This window comes from Scytonema sp. PCC 10023 (assembly GCF_963920835.1).
Lineage (GTDB): Bacteria > Cyanobacteriota > Cyanobacteriia > Cyanobacteriales > Nostocaceae > Kalymmatonema.
In genome coordinates this window covers 17,100-34,644 of record NZ_CAWUDP010000058.1, presented here as the reverse complement: position 1 = coordinate 34,644, position 17,545 = coordinate 17,100, and the positions used below count along the sequence as shown (strand labels likewise).

Sequence of the window (17,545 nt, the reverse complement as noted above, 5' to 3'; positions counted from 1 at the left end):
ACGCTGATTTTTATAACTGAGAGGTCATTTATAAAGTAAATATTAAGTAGGATGTGTTACGGCTATATAAAGATTTGGAAGTTTGAGAGAGTCAGAACTTGCCGTAACGCATCGCATTTGGTGCTGCGTTAAAGCAACGCATAACTCACTCTACAATTTAAGGTTTACTTTATAAATCAGTTCTGATAATCTTTTTTCAACAAAGAAAATATTCTCAAGTCATGAAACTGACCCTTCCAGTAACCATATTCTCTAAGAATGCCTTCCTCTAGAAACCCTAATTTTTGCAACAACTTAATAGATGCTGTGTTTTCCAGCATCACCATCGCCTCAATTCGATTCAATTCGATCGCTTGAAATCCAAACTCAATGACAGCAAAGAGTGCTTCTGTCATAATACCTTGTCGCCAATGGGCTTTTGCAAGCTCATAACCAAGTTCTCCCAAAAAAGGATTCTTGTAGCGATAACCGCAAGAGCCAATGATGACATTTCTCGATTTTTGGCTCGTTTAAGGGCTGTCTGGATATTTCGCACTTCTTCATCTAGGCGCAACTTGCTTGTATCTTTGGAATTGGCAGATAAAATTAAGATTTTTTTAAAAGTCATATTTAGAAATTCAAAAATGTGGAAGTATTATAAAATACTTGAGAGTTATAACGTGTTAATCTGAAATGTCAATTTTCAAGGAGAATTTGATTGGGAATAGCTTATGAGCCAGCAAGAGCATTCCGATAAAAATTTGCTACCCATACCTAAGCCAATGATTCAGCAGCAGGTAGAAAATACTACTTTGGGTGGCGGGATGCAGGCTGCAATAGGTGATAATATCCAAATTCAGGGTGACAGCAACGTTGTCACTTTTAATAAGACTGAAATTTTGCAAATTTCTGTTGATGAGATTAAAACCCGTGAATTTATAGAAACTTCTCCGTACAAAGGTTTAAAGAAATTTGAACCAGAAGATAAAGACCTGTTTTTTGGCCGTGACCAATTTCTTACAAGTTTAGTAAATGAGCTAGAACAAACTAACCTAGTTTTACTTTTGGGTGCTAGTGGTAGTGGTAAATCATCGGTAGTGCGTGCAGGTTTGGTTCCCTGGCTTTCCAGAAAATACGGAACGCGATTAGTTAACCTGATATTTACCCCTGACCAAGACCCGTTTGAATCTTTATATGCTAGTTTACTTAGTAAAAATACGCAAAATCAAGCCCAAATCGCCCGTGAGGCTAAAGCTGACACATTAACTCAAGTAGTAACAAGGCTAAAGCAAGCTGATGATTATTGGTTCATCTTTATTGACCAGTTTGAGGAACTATTTACTACCAGTGAATCAGAAAAACGCGATCGCTTTATCGCCAGTTTGCTACAACTAGCCAAAGCCAAGCTGCCTTCAGTCAAAATCATAGCAACGATGCGGGCTGATTTTCTTGACAAGTTAAGCCCCTATCCAGCATTGGTGAAAGCTACAGACAAGCATCGTCCGCTGATTGCAGAAATGCAACTGGATGAGTTGCGTTTGGCGATAGAACAACCTGCTGCTCATCATGGAGTCGTTTTTGAAACAGGGCTAGTTGAGGAAATTATTAAAGATGTGCAGGGGCAAGCAGGTTATTTGCCTTTATTGCAGTACACGCTGAATCTACTATGGGAAACGGAAGCAAAAATTGGTAGTATTAATGACCGCACATTGAATATCAGTACCTATCGGAAGTTGGGCGGAGTCAGAGGTGCGCTTCAGCAACGGGTGGATAAAATTTATGAGGATTTATCAGCACAGGAAAAAATTGCTACTCAGAGAATCTTCCTCAAACTGGTTGATGTTGGTGGGGATGAAGGCTCTGGTACTGAGTGGAAGCCAGTTCGCAGACGGGCGCTTCGTTCTGAGTTTAACGATGAGCTTGAACAAGGTGTGCTGGTTAAGTTGATTAATAATAATTTGTTAGTGAGTGATCGCCCCTTGCAATCCCAGCAATCTACCATAGAAATTGCCCATGAAACGCTGCTTACTTCATGGACAACGTTGAATACTTGGATAAAAGAAAATCGTAACAGCATAGCGCTTCGTAACCGATTAAATGATGATGTGGAACGCTGGGAAGCTTCTAAAGCTGAAGATGAACTGTGGGCTGGCTCGAAGTTAGAGAAAGTTCTGGAACTTCGAGGAGATGCAACTTTTAATCAAGTTTTCGGTGGGTTTGGCAAGACGGCGAACCAGTTTATTGATGCTAGTTTGGGATTGCGGGATCGACAATTGCGAAAAGCAAGGATTGTGGCTGTTGTTGGTGTAACTCTAGCTGTATTCGCAGGAACAACTGCTATTTTTGCTGGCTATCAGCTACGACAAGCAGCACAACGACGTATGGAGCAGTATGCATCAGCAGCTGAAGCCTTGTTAACTAACAACCCTACAGAAGGTCTAGTATATGCAATCAGCGCTTTTGGCTTGAGTCATTCTCCCTTCATCAGCTTCAGGGATGCGAAAACTCCTAAATCAGTTCAAAAAAGTCTGTTTAACGCTCTCCTGTCTAGTCGCGAGGAAAATATCCTGCGCGTCCCTAAAGCTGAAATTAGCTCTGTAGCACTTAGTCCTGATGGACAGTACATTGTAACTGGCAGTAATGACGGCACAGTGCGACTGTGGAATTTAAAAGGAAATATTATTAAACGCATCCAAGTGCCAGAAGCTCAAGCTCATCCTGAAGTGCCCGCCAGCATAAGCGTAGCGTTTAGTCCAAACAACCAACATATCATGGTTGGTGATGTGGATAGTACGGTATGGCTGTTGGACTTAAAAGGAAATCTTAGAGAAGGGCCATTTAAACCTCCCAAAAAAAGCATGACACCTACATTCAGTCCAGACGGACAACATGCTATCAGTTATGATCGAAGTACGCCATATATATGGAATCTACGAGGAAGCTCTGTTGGTATGCTACCTCAAAATCCCAAAAGTTTAGTCTGGGAACTTTTTACAGTCGAGGGGGAGGGAGAAGGATATTTTGCATTTAGTAGAGATGGCAAGCAAGTTATTGGTGGACTATTTGGCAGTATAAATTTATGGGAATTAGACGGTAGTTCTGCCAGAAAATCCTTGCCACTACCAGAAAAAGATGGGATTAGTTCAGCAGCGATTAGTCCTAATGGGCAAACTATTGTTGCCGGAACAGTAGATGGTAGAGTTCGGCTATTGAACCAGAAAGGTCAATATATTTCAGGTCCATCTCAAGGACATACAGAACAGGTTACATCCGTTGAATTTAGTCCTAATGGGCAACGTATTGCTAGTGCAAGTCAAGATGGCACAATTCAGATCTGGAATGCACAACCCCTGTGGGATTCAGCACCTCTGCGACCAACTAGTAAACTAATGCGAATCCCAACCACAGCAGTTACCTCTGTAAAATTCACTCTCGACGGAAAACATTTTGTCAGTTTTAGTGAAGATAACATTGTTAGGGTGTGGAATGCCCAAGATGATTTAATAACCGGGGAGAAATTACAACCATTGGGATCTGATTCTCGGTTCAGCGTACCTTCAGGAATTACAAGCCTACGAGCTGTAGCATTTAGTTCAGATGGAAAACACATCATAGCTAGGGGAGTCGGAAACTGGGGTGGTGTAGTAGCAACGAATTTAGTTTGGAATTTGCAAGGTGAACAAGTTGGTGCGGAGCAGAACATCAATGCAATTACTAATGCTCAAACAAATTCTGTTGCTGATCCGAGTACAAAGCTTGACTTTAGCCCAGACGGGAAGAAAATTGTGAGTATTTCCGGTGATGATTTAAGCGTCCGTATGTATGAAGTTGCATTGGATTCCTGGCTTGAAACCGCCTGTAATCGCCTACGCTATCACCCTATTCTCACCAAACCTGCAACCGATGTTGCTAAAGAAGCCAGGACGACCTGTGAACGATATGTCTGGTCCAACAATCAATCCTTTGCAACTCGGGCTTCTGAAGTTTCTGCTTCTCCCCAAGTTGAAGAACCAGCCAAACTACCTAAACTGCCAGAAGTGACCCCTACTTCCGTAGCGTCTCAACCACCCCCTACACCAGCACAGACGACACCTTCTCCCACAGTTTCTCAATCACCATCTACATCAACCAGCTCGTACAAATTCGAGTTTCCTCAAGCGTCCTGCGGTGATAAATCAGCAGACCCTGACACTGCATTCTTTCCCGTATTCATTGATGATAGAACTGTGGAAGAGGTTCGCAGCAAATACTGTGCAGATGCGTATTCTGTTTCCAACAGACAGAAGACGGGTAAACCTTCTGTACAAGTTGCTAGCTTTAGCGATCGCCAAAAAGCAGAAGCCTTTGCCAGAGAAGTCGGCGGAGAAGTTGGTGAACCCCACTCCTTAAAGCAGCCGTAGAACCTGCATCACTAAATTATACCGTAAAGGGACTTACGGATAGGGCGATCGCATTGGTACTACTGGATAAAGTCGTGATCGCTGAGGTGTGAAAAGAGTGATCGCCTATTTCCCAGAACACAGCGATTACCATCTGTGCGATCGCAATGGTAATGACAAATAAATGTAAGCAATTGATACTTCCTGACGTCAATGCCAAATTGTGATTAAAATGGCTAATGTATCAAGCTGTTAACTCCCAGTAATGCCCCAAGCTTACGATTGGAAAAGGTTTTGGTGTCCAAGGTCAGGTAAGATTAATCTGACAGGCTTTGGTTATTTATATGACCCAGATACAGACTTTGGGCGTTATTTCAATCCAGATTTAGTTACATTCGATGCGATCGCTCATATACCCTGCTTGACATTACTAGGGGAACCAGGAATTGGCAAGAGCTTCGCTATTGAAGCAGAACAAAAAATAATTGATGCCAAAATCAAAGAAGAAGGTTCTCAAGTACTCAGGTTAAATCTTCGTGAATACAGCAGCGAAGACAGATTAGTTCGCAGGCTTTTTGAAAATCCTATTTTTGATGCTTGGATACGGGGAAATCATCGGGTTTATATTTTTCTCGATAGTTTAGACGAGTGTCTGCTGAGAATTAATAACTTAGCAGGATTATTAGCAGGCGAGTTGTCTAATTACTCAGATCATATAGAACGCTTATATTTTCGCATTACTTGTAGAACTGCTGATTGGCCTAATAGCCTTGAACAAGATTTGACAAAACTTTGGGGAAAAGAGGCTGTAGGAGTTTACGAGTTAGCCCCCTTACGTCGGGTAGATATTGCTTCGGCTGCACAAGCAGAAGGTTTAGACGAGAATGCCTTTTTTCAAGCCATTGAACAACAAGAAGTTGCACCACTAGCGATTAAACCGATTACACTCAAATTTTTGCTGAATACGTACCACAAAAACGGTAGCTTACCTACCCAGCAAACAGAACTATATTTACAAGGTTGTCGATTGTTATGCGAAGAAACTAACCAAAATCGCCGTGATGCTCGGCTCACTGGTAACTTAACTGCTGACCAAAGAATGGTTATTGCGGCTCGTATTGCAGCTGTAACAGTCTTCTGCAATCGATATGCTGTTTGGATGAACATAGATCAGGGTGATGTTCCACAAGAAGATGTTGTAATACGCGAGTTAATGAGTGGAACAGAATTTGCTTTGGGAGACGGATTTTCTGTCACAGAAGAAGCTGTTAGAGAAGCATTATCTACAGCATTATTTTCTTCTCGTGGCTCTCATCGCATGGGATGGGCACACCAAACTTATGCAGAGTTTCTTGCAGCTTGGTATTTGCAACACCGTCAATTAACTTTAGAGCAAATGATGAGCTTAATAGTTCATCCTGGGGATTCTGATAGCAAATTGGTTCCCCAACTTCATGAAACAGCAGCTTGGTTATCGAGTATGAATCAAGAAGTTTTTCAGGAGGTGATGAAGACAAACCCAGATATTTTATTAAACAGCAGCGTTGCTACTGCCGACGATACAGTTAAAGCAAATTTGGTTAAGTCTTTGTTAAAACTTTATGATGAAGATAAATTAGTTTACGAGCCTAGATTTGGAGCTTATATCCATCTTAAAGATCAAAACTTAGCGGCACAACTTCAAGCGTATATTTGTGATATAACTAAGAACGAAACAGCGCGATATGTAGCAATAGAAATTGCACAACAATGTAAGGTTAAATCTCTTCAAGAAGACTTGGTAAATGTTGCCCTTGCCCCCGAACAAGCTTATTGGCTTAGGGTCAATGCGGCAGATACTATCTGTCAAATTGGTGATGAAGAAACGAAGGCAAGATTAAAACCATTAGCATTTGGCGAAGTTGGGGATGATACTGAAGACGAGCTTAGGGGTTATGGTCTTCGTGCTGTTTATCCCAATAATTTAACTACAGTAGAATTGTTTAATATAATTACGCAGCCGAAGAAAAATACTAGGGGCGGAACCTATCAAGATTTTGTAGCGAAAGAAGTTGCACTACAAATGAAATTAGATGATTTACCAGTCGCTTTAGCATGGGTTGAAAAACAACCCAGAAGATATAATCAACATTACCCTTTCAATCGACTGTCAGATACAATAATACTTAAAGCTTGGGAATATATCGATAATCCAGATATACTCAAACTGTTCGCCAGTGTGGTTTATTTTAGATTAAAAAATCATGAAACAATAATAGATAACCATTCTTATAACAATCAACAATCAACTTTTGAAGATGCTTTAATAAAAAATGAAGATAAACGTCGCCAAATCCTAGAAATAATAGTTCAGATTATCTCCGAAGCAGATACGGAAGAAAATATATTGACTTTAAGCTATAGGTTTCCAATAATAGATAAAGATTTTGTATGGTTTTTGGGAAAAGTTAGAGAATCTAAAACTGATGCAATTCAGGAAAATTGGTCAAAACTAACATTGCGTCTTTTCAAAAGATATGACCCAGAACAAGTCAATTTAATACTTACAGCTTGTCAAGATATTCCCATATTAAAAATACAATTTGCAGGACTAATTGACCCCGTTGAATTGGGTTCTCTACAAGCAGAGGAAGCAAGAACATATTACCTCGAAGACTTGAAACGGCAGCAAAGTCATAATCAACAGCTTTTAGATCCACTTCCAAAAGAAAGAATTATCAAACTTTTAGATCAGTTTGAATCTGGGAATATCGATTCATAGTGTCTTCTATGTCAAGAGATGACACTGATGCCAGATAGTCAATACTATGATGATGTGCTTTTGTGTAAATCTGATTTAACAACCCTTCCTGGTTGGAAAGAAGCTGAATCATTAATAAAAGCAAGAATCGTAGAAGCAGCAAAAGTATATATAGATAAAGGAAATCCAGAAACTCATAAATGGCTGGGAACAAATACTTTTTATTACTCTGCAATAGCTGGTTATAAAGCCATACGGTTAATTCTAGAAGAAGATCCAGAGCATATATCTACCATCCCTGCTCATATTTGGCAAAAATGGGCATCACTTATACTTGACTATCCCAAAGAAGGTGATGAGAAAAGCCAAAATATTCATCAAGAAATTTTAAGCATTACATATCAAAATGCACCAGATGAAATAATTAATACCTTGATGCTTTTGATTGACCAGGAAAATCAGGAACATGGATGTATTTTTATTCATCGTACAGTAGAAAAATGTTGGAACGAAAAGTTAGCAAGTGCTATTTTTGAGAAAGTGCAGGATAAAAATTTAAGACATCAAAGTTTTGATACTCTCCTTGAGGAGCTTATAAAACACAAAGTTGATAGCGCTAAAATTTTTGCAGAATCGCTACTTTCTTTACCAATTCCTAAAGATGGGGAAGTAAGAGCCAAAGCACTTGCTGCAGCAAAAGCCTTGATAAATTATGCAGATGATGCAGGCTGGTTGGTTGTTTGGTCTGCAATTCAACAAGACCTAGAATTTGGTCGAGAGGTTATTGGGTCATTATCCTTTCTTCTCTCATACGAAGGCAGTTTAGAAAAAAGATTAAAAGAAGAATATATAGCAGATTTATATATTTTTCTTGTCAAGCAATATCCTTCTGTTGAAAAATTCCCAGAAGACGGTCCTTCATCTGAAGAACTTCAAGGGGTAAAAGCGAATGTAATGACATCAAATAATGATATCCTACTCTGGAGAAATTATATTCCACAACGTCTAAAAAACCGTGGTACACCCAAAGCTTGTGAGGCAATTCGGCGAATCATAAGTGAATTACCAGAGCAAAAGGATAAATTGAAGCAGTTTTTATTAGAAGCTGAGGCTTTAACTCGTCGTAATACCTGGATTCCACCACAACCATCAATAATAATTGAACTAGCAAAAAGTAGGCACTGTAAAGAGGTACAGCCTCTAATCAACTATAGAATTATACAAAATATCCAAGATAGCACTGTTCACGGTAGTGTGCAGGCATTACAAGGAGATAATAGCCAACAAATTATAGAGAATGTAAATGCAGAACCCCAAGAAAAATAGCTAAGACAGCAAGATATTCGGCAAAATTTTCAAAGTAATTAGGACTTACGCATTGACAAAATTCCTCTTCTTGTAGCATTGAAACAATTTCCCAAATTCTTTTTCTGTCTCACTGGTATGTCACTCCTGAGAGGCTAAGTTTTATAACTGATAATCTTTTTTCAACAAAGAAAATATTCTCAAGTCATGAAATTGACCCTTCCAGTAACCATATTCTCTAAGAATACCTTCCTCTAGAAATCCTAATTTTTGCAACAACTTAACAGATGCTGTGTTTTCCAGCATCACCATCGCCTCAATTCGATTCAATGCGATCGCTTGAAATCCAAACTCAATGACAGCAAAGAGTGCTTCTGTCATAATACCTTGTCGCCAATAAGCTCTTGCAAGCTCATAGCCAATTTCTCCCAAAAAAGAGTTCTTGTAGCGATAACCGCAAGAGCCAATGATGACATTATCGTTTTTTCTAGCTATTCCCCAACGAATTCCCTGTTTACTTTGGAAACGTTCTGACCTACGATGAATCAAACCTTTCACTTGTTCGATACTTGTAGGAGGTTCTAGATCGTGATATTTAGTTACGTCTTCATTAGCAAAAACCTGAAAAATGGCTTCTGCATCAGACAAATTGGTTGCCCTCAATATGAGATTTTTGGTTTCTAGTTGCGGAAATTGGCTCTTTGCACTATCAGAGATCATCCTACATTTTGCTCCTCGTTAAAATTGCGATCGCGTAGCGTGTCCCGAGGACGAGCGCGGGCGCTCTGCGCCATCGCCTTTTTTTTATCAATCATTTATCAAAAATCATAACTTCTCCTTAAAATTTTTGAAAAACTAGGATGGGCAATGCTCACCCCATGATTTAACCCTTCACGCAAACAACTTGCTTCAAAGTTGCTACAACTTCGACTAAATCCGCTTGATTCTCCATAACTTCTTCTATCGGTTTGTAAGCGCTTGGAATTTCATCCAAAACGCCTGTATCTTTACGGCACTCTACGCCCTTTGTTTGCTCAATCAAATCATCTAGTGTATAGACATTTTTTGCCTTCGCACGAGACAGTAAACGTCCTGCACCGTGGGAGCAACTGCAAAAACTATTAGCACTACCTTTACCCTTAACAATGTAGGATTTAGCCCCCATTGAACCGGGAATAATGCCATAGTCTTCTTCTGTTGCACGGACTGCACCTTTACGAGTGACGTAGACATCCTCGCCAAAATGGACTTCTTTTTCAGCGTAATTGTGATGGCAATTCACTTCTAATAAAGGCTTAATTGCTTTACCACCTGCCAAATGCTTTTCGACAATGCGCTGGAAACGTGCCATCATCACCTCACGATTGAAACGCGCATAATTCTGTGCCCACTGCAAATCATGCCAGTATGCCTGGAATTCTGGCGTACCAGCCACAAAATGAGCTAAATCAGGATCAGGCAATTTATTACCCGCCATTTTTGCTAATTCTTTAGCTGTGTTAATGTGGCACTGTGCTAATTTATTGCCGATGTTGCGGGAACCAGAATGCAGCATCAGCCAAACTTGGTTCTCTGTATCGAGGCAAACCTCGATGAAATGATTCAATTTGTTACTAATTGCTTGTTAAGCTTGCTAAGTCTCCACAGTCTAAGTTCAATACTGTTTCGACTTCTGCCTAACACTTTCATCGAACACTCAACCGAATGGGTAGTAATAAATTCATCTTCTTCAGGTGTCCAAAACTTTCTATTGTTCACCTGCTTCATACCAGGAGGACGTCTCCAACTCAGCACTTCACTAGCCTTGATTTGCTTTCTAGATAACGCTAGACAACCATCATAGTACAAGTGCCTTGCTAATATCTGAGCGTCTTCTTTGTAAACCACTATGTTGTAAATGTTATCTCTAACATTCCTATTAGAGGTCTTAGCTTTACCAGTAATCTGGTTAATTAATTCTACATACTCAACAGTAATGTATGAACTAGACGTAACCAGAGATAGAAAGGGAAACCCTTTTGAGGTAAGTCCAAGTGAACCATCCCCATCTATTAAACCTCTAAAGTAATCCACTTTAGAGAAGGTACAACTAGGCGGTTTAATTAACTCTGACTTCCTACCACTCGGTAGACCCCACAACTCAAGAACATCTCGAAATTCTTTATCGTAAACTCTCCAAATAACTGATGTGTGATTCTGACTAAAGTTAGTTTTACGCACACGCTCAGTAATGGATGAATTAAACGGTATCAAGCTCTTGAATGCCCACAGTATGTCCTCATCTTTTTTGTTGACCTCTATACTTACACGACCTCTATCGCGAGTGTTTTGGTACAGATGTCCATCAGTTTGAATGAAGCCAAATAAGTAGGCGTAATGGGGATTATCGAGGTTGATATTTGTGGTTTCCATTACTCCACAATATCACACATGAAAGTTGCAATCGACCAAGTCATTTCTGCTTAGTTCTATACCTTCCTATTCGGTATAGTTCGGAGCACACCTTCATCCTAATTAACTAGGATGCCCAAGTCCCTCTGCTCTCTACGGGGTGTTTTACCACTTCCCTCGGTGTTAGCAATCTCAGCCTTCACCGATTTGGACGAGTTTTGATTACTGTATTGCTACAGTAAGGGGCAATTCTTTACCCCCTCCCAGAGAACCCATTTGCTTCATCGCTTTAGCTTGTAAATCTTGCACCCCTTGATGCAAGTCTTTGAAATCACTCCACCGTTGCCAGTTGGTGGCACTTTTTTCAACGTCTTTATTTTCGTTGAAACCTGTAGGAATTGCTGCTTCAATATCCAAGCGGATTTTCTTCAGCTTACCTTCTAGTTGCTCACTATTAAATGGTGTTTTAATAGCACATACACCGCAACCAATATCCACGCCGACAGCAGCGGGAATAATTGCTTCTTTTGTCGCAATCACAGAACCCACTAAGGCACCTTTACCCAAGTGGACATCTGGCATCAAAGCTACATGCTTAAACACAAATGGCAGTGATGCTACATTCTTCGCCATCTTAGTTTCTTCTGGTCCCAAGGAGTGATTTGCCCAAGACAGAACGGGTGATGGTGTTGAAATTTTTAACTCTTCGTAGGGCATAATTATTTGTATGTTGGATTTTAGATTTGACTCGTCCGAATCGAGTTTTTACATGAGCTAGTTACAGCAATTTCAATTTTTCATAGTCTTTCATTTTTTTTGTCCTTATTAATAAACGTATGCTTATAAAGTGACGATGCCCACCAGAACCAGATAAGGGTGGGCATCACCTACTGCTACTCCCAGCAGGTAGCAATAGATGTATTACAATTGTAATATATAAAATCTATTAATGTCCACTCTTCCGCTAGATGAAGCGTACTAGTTTGAAGAGATATATTAAAATTTGTAAATAAAATCACACTACCTTAAAAAACCCAATAAACTCAAATATAATCCCATGGCAGTTCGTCAAGATACAATCTGGGAACGTTTTCTATCCCCTGTAATGCGTTTGCTTATTGATGAAGAGTCTTTGCGGCGATATGCCGAGAGTGTTGATTGGGAAACAGAAAGCAGCCGCTTTCGACGCGGTGATGTGGCAATTCCAGCATACTACAGCAGTCAAAACTTTCATGGAATTGAGCGTGGATATCTCAATTCTGGTGCGGTGGTTAGTTACGATCCGATTACACAATACCTTCTCGCGCCTAATGAAACTTTGGTACGTCAGGCTTTAATTGATAACATCAAAGTACAGCCGCGACGAATTCTTGATTTGGGGTGCGGTACAGGTTCCACAACTTTGATGTTAAAGCAGGCTTTTCCTGAAGCAGAAGTCGTCGGCTTGGACTTATCGCCTTATCAGTCTTTTCTTCTCTTACTTTTTCAGTACCCTCTGCCGTCCTGTTAATAACAGCTAATATGAACTTGACATATAAGATGTTGTTTGACAGATTATTATGGCTGACAATACATCATTATTAATATCTTTCTATACAAGATGGCTTTAGTAAAATTAATGTATAAATAAAAACATTTTTTAATAAAAATTAATTGTCTTATATTTGACTTCTACATGGAATTCCTGCTAAGCGCCACTCTACGATTTCCTTATAGTTACCGAACCCCTCAGGACATTCCAGTTTCTCCTCCAGCCGTGATTGGGCTTTAGCCCACAGCCCTGAGTCCTTACGGACACGCTACGCGAACGGGCAATCGCATTTCTGGTGTAATCTTGGGAGTTGCTCCAGGTGATGTTTTCACTTTTAATAATTTCCAAGCGCCCCCCTTGCCAAGACTTTTGTAAGCACCGTGTTACGGTTGAGCTATCTCTACCTAGTCTCTGGCTCAATTGTTGATGCTGTGTCACTGGTCCTGTTTTGACCCACCACAGAAGAAGCAATCGTTCTTTTTCCGCAGATGCCCGAGCCTTGCTGAGACTTTTGGACAAATACTAGCACTTTCCAATATTTCTAGATTGAAAGGGCGTGCTATTGTTTGCTTTTGGTCTTTAGTCTTTCCCATTCTCTATTCTAGAGTTCTATGCAGCTTCACATAGAATTGGTATAAGCGTTAGCTCTAGTTAACTATGATACCCATTTTTTTGACTTATATAAATTCTGCTAAATTCTGCTAAATTAGGTAATATATCAGAATTGAGCAGCAATTGTATATTTAACTTGAATATTGCCTAGTTGAAAAAATAACCATCTCAGCCGTCTGCCAAAACTAGCAAATAATGATATGTAAAAGCTGAAGCAACTCTTTGGTAAGCTAGTTATTTACACGAGAGTCCCACAGCAAAGCATAAAAATAACTTTTCTTCACTCCCTATTCCCTCTTTTCAAAGCAGAAGATGTGTAATCTTGGATCAAATGAATGTTAGGAACAACCCTCCGAGGGCGCTACCAAATCATTAAACAATTAGGAGAAGGATGGTTTGCTGAGACTTATCTGGCTAAAGATAAGGATTTACCTTGTAGTCCTTATTGCGTTGTCAAGCGGCTCAAACCCAAGTTTACCGATCCGTTTCTTTTAGAGACGGCTAGACGTTTATTCGAGCAGGAAGCGCAAGTTCTTTACCAATTAGGCAACCACGAGCAAATACCACGACTTTTGGCTCATTTTCAGGAAAATGAAGATTTTTATTTAGTTCAGGAATTTATAGAAGGTAATGTTATTAGCCTAGAACTAAAAACAGGTAGAAAATGGAGTGAAGAAGAGCTAATAAGTTTTTTAGAGGACGTATTAAATATACTCAAGTATGTCCATCAACAAAATGTTATTCATCGGGATATTAAACCTGCAAATTTAATCAGACGTACTAGCGATGGTAAGTTAGTTTTAATTGATTTTGGAGCAGTGAAACAAATCAGTGCCTTGGCTGCCAACTCGCAAGGAAAGACAATTGCTATTGGTACTCCTGCTTATATGCCATGTGAACAAAATAGTGGTCAACCAAAATTTAATAGTGATATTTATGCTGTCGGGTTAATTGCTATCCAAGCTCTTACAGGCATTTTGCCTGATCACCTACCGAGACATCCCGATACTAATACAATTCTTTGGCGAAGTCTGATAAATATTAAAGATATTAAACCTCATTTAATAAATATTTTAGACAGAATGGTAAGCTATGACTTCCGCGAACGCTACCAATCTGCAAGTGAAGCGTTACAAGCAATTGCAGATATCAAGAGTACTAAAAAGTGGAGACTAAGCAAAAAATTTGCAATACCAGTAGTGCTACTTGCTAGCATTTTATTCATAGCAGTGTTGCCAATTCCACATATCAGACAAATATTCAACCCACAAAAGCAATATTCATCAGCAGATACAGAATTCTCTATGTATGAGAATCCTACCTATGGCGTGAGGATAAAATATCCGCAATCTTGGAAAATTCAACAAATAGGAGATCCATTTACAGGAGATGTAGTTAAATTTTGGCCAAGCCCAACAATTAGCAGCAAAAAATTGACAGCAGAGGTAAATATCAATGTTGAAAATTTGAAAGAACCTACTTCTTTAATGGAATATACAAATTTATCTGTTAATGAAATAGTCCAATTTCTGGCTAATGCTAGAATTCATGATTCCCATCCTACGAAACTATCAAATTTACCCGCTCATGAAGTGATTTATAGTGGCAAAGAAGAAGGATCTAATATTAAAAGGAGGGCAATTTGGACTTTAAAAAATAATCAAGTCTATATAATTACCTATACAGCAGAAGAAAGTGAATATGATAAATATTTACAAATAGCCCAAGCAATGATTAATTCGTTAAAAATTTATTAGTCTTTGAGAGCAATTCAAGTTGATATAACTACCTAAACAAAATTAATTGGCGTATCGCTAGAGAAAGTGCCACTTTGTGCGAAGTAGCTGGAAAAATTGATGTAGCTGACTTTTAGCTGTTGTCTCTCTAATCAGAATACTTTTCTATTTTAACTGCTTTTTGGTTTGTAGTTCTCTAATTCTTTGAATAGAGTCTTGGTAATATTCGCTTTTTCTTTGTTGTTGATATAAATTAGCTGCTTTTTGAAAATCTATAATAGCTTTTTTATTATCTCCTAGATCACGATGAATCAGACCACGATTGTAGTAAGCTTCTGCAAATTCTGGACTGATACTAATTATCTTGCTGTAATCGGCAAGGGCACCTTGATCATCTTGCAGTCTGCGACGGACAAAAGCTCTGCCAAAATAGGCAGAGGCGAAGTCTGGTTGGATGCCGATCGCCATGTTATAATCCAAAGCTGCTTTTTTATACTCCTGGAGTTGTCTATAGGCAAAACCCCGTCTGGAGTAAGCAAGAGCATTGTTCGGTTGGAGTTTAATAGCCTCGTCTAAATCAGCGATCGCTCTTTTATAATCTTTGAGACCAATGTAGGAATCACCCCGATTTAAGTAAGCAAGAGCATAGTCTGCTTTGAGGTTAATTGCTTGATTTAAATCAGATAGTCCTCTTTGATAGTCTTGGAGTTCATTTCTGAGCGCTCCTCGGTTTAAGTAAGCTACTACATAATTAGGATTAAGGCTAATAGCTTTACTATAATCTTTAATAGCTTCCTGATTTCTTTGCAGGAGATCCTGAGTTAAACCCCGGTTCATGTAAGCAACAGGACTATTGGGAGTTAGGCGAACTACTTGGTTTAAATCCTCAAATGCTGCTTGATAATTCTTGAGGTCGTAGTAAGCGATAGCCCTTTGAAAGTAAGCATCAGGATGACTCGGATTAATCTGTAAAGCTTCTTCATAGGCGGCAATAGCTGCTTGATAGTCTCCTTTTTGAGCTTTAGCTCCACCTAAGCTAATCAAACTTTCGGCACTTGCTTGTTGTTTGCCAGTTCGCGCTGCAGTTCTGGTTGGTTGCTGGCGGTTGGTTGTTGGTGGTTTTTGGGTAGTTGGTTGTTGAGTAGTAGTTGGTTTTTGGGTAGTTGGTTGTTGGGTGATTGTTGGCGTTCTCAAATTACCTTTGCCAGCTACAAATATATTGATAGGAATTCCCAATCGCAAAACAGTCCCTGTGGAACCATCGGGAGCCGTAGCTCGCCCATTAATACCCACTACCAAACCATTTTCATCTAGTAAAGGACCACCACTCATCCCTGGTATTGCCTCGTTGTCATAAACTAGGGCATAACCTTCATCTGGTTTTTGCAAACGACTGCGAATGTCTCCCTTAGTAAACTGGTAACTGGGTTGATCCAAACCTGGTACCTTAGCCCAACCCACTGCATAAACAGTCATTCCCTCTGTTAATTGATCAGAGTTACCAAACTTGGCAGTACTGTAATTTTTTTGACTTATGAACTCTAATACTGCCAAATCCAAACCGGGCAATTCTTGGCTATAGTAAACTGGATAGCGATCGCCATCTGGGGCGAGAATTTCGTATCTCCCATCTTTGTACACAACATGGCGATTGGTGAGAACAAAATATCTATCCCCTTTGCGTTCAAAAATTATCCCCGAGCCAAGACCTTCTCCATCTATGCGAATGGTAAATTGTTTAGCAATATCACTAACCTGTTTGGGAGATAATGCTACGGCGAATTGAGGCTGTATGAATACGATGGCTGCACCAAATAACGCTGCTGGAAGAGCATAAGAACACTTCATCGAAAATTCTTGGGTCTCTTACCCCGTCCTTCGTTTGACGGCTTTACAATTAATTAGCAACGCGCCACGAGTTGTAAGACAAAAACTTACAATCTATAGGTAACGCATTTTGAGTCAATCTTTTGCCCGAATTAATATCGTGTAAGCTAATGGTCTGGTAGAACTGGTTGCTGCTTTTGCACTAGCTTGCGATCGCATTTATGCGTGAATGAAAATCTGGAGTTACAATCTGTCAAAGATGGTAACACTAATTCCACAAACGTTTCAATCGGAATACCCCAGCTATATTTACTCATTCGTTTTCGTAGGGATGCTTCTGGCTCGGTTCCATCTTGATAAGTATAAGGCTCGCCCCAAAGAGGTTCCGCATGTATTCCATTAATAGCCACTACCTTTCCTTGCTGATTTAGTAGGGGTCCCCCACTCATACCTTTTTGAATATCATTGGTATACCCAATACGATAGCCACCTTCTAAGGCTTTGTCTAAGACCCAGGAAACTTTACCTGCTTTGAAAACAAAACCTACATCCTGGGTTCCCTCAACATTAAATGGAAATCCGGCGGCAAACACTTGATTCCCCACACTCAAATTTAATGCCGAGCCAAGGGATGCTACATCATATCTGGTACTAGGACTGTAAAACTGTAAAATCGCTAAATCCTTGCTCTTCAAAGAAGTCGCATCCAATGTCTGTGCTTGATTGGGAAGTTTAGCTTTATACACGCGACCATCGGGCGTTTGAATTCTATAGGGAGGATCTCCCGAAATAAGTACGTGGGCATTAGTCACCACAGTATAAACAGAACCTTGTTCTTTGATCAGAATCCCAGAACCTAAAAAGCCTCCCGCAAGTACCTTAACTGTAATAGACTGAGCTAAATGCTGTAGTTCCTTTGTCGAACCTTGACTTGAGGGTTGTTCAACTATAACTTTAGAACTTAGTGGTGCTAATACTGGCAACAAAATTGATAAACCCCCAATACAGGCAACCATAATTAATAAGCGCCAACTCATGTTGGTTT

Annotated in this window: 11 protein-coding genes and 3 pseudogenes; 5 read left to right on the top strand and 9 right to left on the bottom strand. The window is 39.7% G+C overall.

Annotation, left to right across the window (positions count from 1 at the left end; genetic code table 11):
- Positions 1-176 precede the first annotated feature (176 nt).
- Both ACM0OZ_RS29655 and ACM0OZ_RS29650 read right to left on the bottom strand, forming a co-directional pair.
- Positions 177-446 (bottom strand): GNAT family N-acetyltransferase, encoded by a 270-nt coding sequence (locus ACM0OZ_RS29655; RefSeq protein ID WP_414586423.1) that lies wholly within the window; start codon positions 444-446, stop codon positions 177-179.
- Complete coding sequence (locus ACM0OZ_RS29650) at positions 392-607, bottom strand: hypothetical protein (protein WP_414586459.1); 216 nt, start codon at positions 605-607, stop codon at positions 392-394. The genes ACM0OZ_RS29655 and ACM0OZ_RS29650 overlap by 55 nt, the downstream gene beginning before the upstream one ends.
- Before the next feature lie 103 nt (positions 608-710).
- Between ACM0OZ_RS29650 and ACM0OZ_RS29645 the strand changes: the two genes are divergently transcribed.
- Entirely contained in the window at positions 711-4,379 is a 3,669-nt protein-coding gene (locus ACM0OZ_RS29645) for an NACHT domain-containing protein (protein WP_414586422.1), read from the top strand.
- Between the two features lie 16 nt (positions 4,380-4,395).
- Here the strand turns inward: ACM0OZ_RS29645 and ACM0OZ_RS29640 are convergent, their stop codons facing one another.
- The gene (locus ACM0OZ_RS29640) at positions 4,396-4,578 is read right to left on the bottom strand and encodes a hypothetical protein (protein WP_414586421.1); all 183 of its coding nucleotides are present in this window, start codon (positions 4,576-4,578) and stop codon (positions 4,396-4,398) included.
- Positions 4,579-4,779: 201 nt separating this feature from the next.
- Between ACM0OZ_RS29640 and ACM0OZ_RS29635 the strand changes: the two genes are divergently transcribed.
- Positions 4,780-7,119, top strand: coding sequence for an NACHT domain-containing protein (locus ACM0OZ_RS29635; RefSeq protein WP_414586420.1), 2,340 nt, complete (start codon positions 4,780-4,782; stop codon positions 7,117-7,119).
- A gap of 27 nt (positions 7,120-7,146) precedes the next feature.
- Complete coding sequence (locus ACM0OZ_RS29630; protein ID WP_414586419.1) at positions 7,147-8,424, top strand: hypothetical protein; 1,278 nt, start codon at positions 7,147-7,149, stop codon at positions 8,422-8,424.
- A gap of 141 nt (positions 8,425-8,565) precedes the next feature.
- Here ACM0OZ_RS29630 and ACM0OZ_RS29625 read toward each other — a convergent pair whose 3' ends face one another.
- From ACM0OZ_RS29625 to ACM0OZ_RS29610, 4 genes and pseudogenes are all read right to left on the bottom strand, one after another.
- A complete protein-coding gene (locus tag ACM0OZ_RS29625) occupies positions 8,566-9,123 on the bottom strand; it encodes a GNAT family N-acetyltransferase (protein WP_414586418.1) in 558 nt (185 codons plus the stop codon).
- Positions 9,124-9,286: 163 nt separating this feature from the next.
- Positions 9,287-10,006, bottom strand: a pseudogene (locus tag ACM0OZ_RS29620) (RtcB family protein); the annotation flags it as partial.
- On the bottom strand, positions 10,006-10,815 hold the full coding sequence (locus ACM0OZ_RS29615; RefSeq protein ID WP_414586417.1) for a hypothetical protein: 810 nt from the start codon (positions 10,813-10,815) through the stop codon (positions 10,006-10,008). The pseudogene ACM0OZ_RS29620 and the gene ACM0OZ_RS29615, both read right to left, overlap by 1 nt.
- 234 nt (positions 10,816-11,049) lie before the next feature.
- Positions 11,050-11,511: pseudogene (locus ACM0OZ_RS29610) on the bottom strand (RtcB family protein); the annotation flags it as partial.
- Positions 11,512-11,851: 340 nt separating this feature from the next.
- Here ACM0OZ_RS29610 and ACM0OZ_RS29605 point away from each other — a divergent pair.
- Positions 11,852-12,256, top strand: a pseudogene (locus tag ACM0OZ_RS29605) (class I SAM-dependent methyltransferase); the annotation flags it as partial.
- Between the two features lie 1,016 nt (positions 12,257-13,272).
- Positions 13,273-14,694: a protein kinase domain-containing protein gene (locus ACM0OZ_RS29600; protein WP_414586416.1), complete on the top strand. Its 1,422-nt coding sequence runs from the start codon at positions 13,273-13,275 to the stop codon at positions 14,692-14,694.
- Between the two features lie 144 nt (positions 14,695-14,838).
- Here ACM0OZ_RS29600 and ACM0OZ_RS29595 read toward each other — a convergent pair whose 3' ends face one another.
- On the bottom strand, positions 14,839-16,521 hold the full coding sequence (locus ACM0OZ_RS29595) for a tetratricopeptide repeat protein (RefSeq protein ID WP_414586415.1): 1,683 nt from the start codon (positions 16,519-16,521) through the stop codon (positions 14,839-14,841).
- Positions 16,522-16,667: 146 nt separating this feature from the next.
- Entirely contained in the window at positions 16,668-17,537 is an 870-nt protein-coding gene (locus ACM0OZ_RS29590) for a S1 family peptidase (RefSeq protein WP_414586414.1), read from the bottom strand.
- Positions 17,538-17,545: the final 8 nt, after the last annotated feature.

Coding starts and splice junctions, on each gene's coding strand:
- ACM0OZ_RS29615 (WP_414586417.1), bottom strand. CDS start 10,815: ATGGAAACCACAAATATCAACCTCGATAATCCCCATTACGCCTACTTA.
- ACM0OZ_RS29650 (WP_414586459.1), bottom strand. CDS start 607: ATGACTTTTAAAAAAATCTTAATTTTATCTGCCAATTCCAAAGATACA.
- ACM0OZ_RS29625 (WP_414586418.1), bottom strand. CDS start 9,123: ATGATCTCTGATAGTGCAAAGAGCCAATTTCCGCAACTAGAAACCAAA.
- ACM0OZ_RS29645 (WP_414586422.1), top strand. CDS start 711: ATGAGCCAGCAAGAGCATTCCGATAAAAATTTGCTACCCATACCTAAG.
- ACM0OZ_RS29600 (WP_414586416.1), top strand. CDS start 13,273: ATGTTAGGAACAACCCTCCGAGGGCGCTACCAAATCATTAAACAATTA.
- ACM0OZ_RS29595 (WP_414586415.1), bottom strand. CDS start 16,521: ATGAAGTGTTCTTATGCTCTTCCAGCAGCGTTATTTGGTGCAGCCATC.
- ACM0OZ_RS29630 (WP_414586419.1), top strand. CDS start 7,147: ATGCCAGATAGTCAATACTATGATGATGTGCTTTTGTGTAAATCTGAT.
- ACM0OZ_RS29590 (WP_414586414.1), bottom strand. CDS start 17,537: ATGAGTTGGCGCTTATTAATTATGGTTGCCTGTATTGGGGGTTTATCA.